Source organism: Methylomonas sp. MgM2 (assembly GCF_054172045.1).
Map to the genome: position 1 here is coordinate 1 of NZ_JBSYXO010000089.1, position 1661 is coordinate 1661.

Sequence of the window (1661 nt, forward strand, 5' to 3'; positions counted from 1 at the left end):
TAAAGCACAGCTTCCACATTGGCAACGACATTTTCGACGGTAAAGCCGAACTCTTTGAAGAGCTGGCCGGCCGGTGCCGATTCGCCGAAGCGGTCCAGTCCAACGATTTTGCCATTGCTGCCGACATATTTCCACCAGCCGTCGGTGACGCCGGCTTCCACCACGACGCGCTTGCTGACGCTAGGCGGCAATACGCTGTCTTTGTAGGCTTGGTCTTGGGCGTCGAACACGTTGGTGGACGGCATGGAAACCACGCGGATTTTTTTGCCTTTGCCCGCCAGTTCGTCAGCCGCCTTGACCGCCAATTCGACTTCGGAGCCGGTCGCGATGATGATGGCGTCCGGCGTGCCGTCGCTGTCTTTCAAGATGTAGCCGCCTTTGCCGATCGCTTCGATTTGTGCTTGGCTGCGGTTCATGTGCGCGAGGTTTTGGCGGGAGAAAATCAGAACGCTGGGACCGTCTTGACGCTCGATCGCGGCTTTCCAGCTAACGGCGGATTCGACCGCGTCGCAGGGGCGCCAAACTTGCATGTTGGGGATCATGCGCAGGGTGGCGGTTTGTTCGATCGGTTGGTGGGTCGGGCCGTCTTCGCCCAGTCCGATGGAGTCGTGGGTGTAGACGAAGATGGTCGGCGCTTTCATCAGTGCCGCCATGCGCAACGCGTTACGGGCGTATTCGGAGAACATCAGGAAGGTGGCACCGTAGGGTTTGAAGCCGCCGTGCAGCATGATGCCGTTCATGATGGCGCTCATGCCGAATTCGCGGACGCCGTAGTAGACGTAGTTGCCGTCAAAACCTTCGGCGCAGACGTCTTTGCAGCCTTTCCACAGGGTCAGGTTGGAGCCGGCCAGGTCGGCGGAGCCGCCCATCAGTTCGGGCAGCAGCGGGCCGAAGCCGTTCAGTGCGTTTTGCGAGGCTTTACGGCTGGCGATGGTTTCGGCTTTGGCATCGACTTCGGCGATGAAGGCGCCGGCTTTTGCTTGCCAGTCGGCAGGCAGTTCACCGGCCATGCGGCGTTCGAATTCGGCCGCCAGCTCAGGGTGCGCGGCTTTGTAGGCGGCGAATTTGTCGTTCCAGGTGTTTTCCAGACGGTCGCCTTTGGCTTTGGCGTCCCAACCGGCACGGATGTCGGCCGGAATTTCGAACGGGGCGTGCGGCCAGTTGATGCGCTCGCGGGTCGCAGCCACTTCCGCTTCGCCCAAGGCCGCGCCGTGGCATTCTTCTTTGCCTTCTTTGTTGGGCGAACCCCAGCCGATGATGGTTTGGCAGCAGATGATGGACGGTTTGTCTTTGACGCTGCGCGCTTCTTCGATGGCTTTTTTGATGGCTTCGGGGTTGTGGCCGTCCACTTTCGGGATGACGTGCCAGCCGTAGGCGTCGAAGCGTTTCGGGGTGTCGTCGTGGAACCAGCCGGCGACGTTGCCGTGACCGCGCACTTCGCCGTCGATGGAGATGTTGTTGTCGTCGTAGAAGGCGATCAGTTTGCCCAGTTTCATGGAGCCGGCCAGTGAGCAGGCTTCGTGGGAAATGCCTTCCATCAGGCAGCCGTCGCCCATGAAGACGTAGGTGTAGTGGTCGACGATGTCATGGCCCGGACGGTTGAATTGGCCGGCCAGGGTGCGTTCGGCCAATGCGAAACCGACGGCATTGGTGATGCCTTG

Annotated in this window: 1 protein-coding gene; it reads right to left on the reverse strand. The window is 60.5% G+C overall.

Features of this window, described 5'->3' with window-relative positions; all coding sequences use genetic code 11:
* The coding region (gene tkt, locus ACW73I_RS22985; RefSeq protein ID WP_458031838.1) for a transketolase at positions 1 to 1661 on the reverse strand (1661 nt) is incomplete at both ends.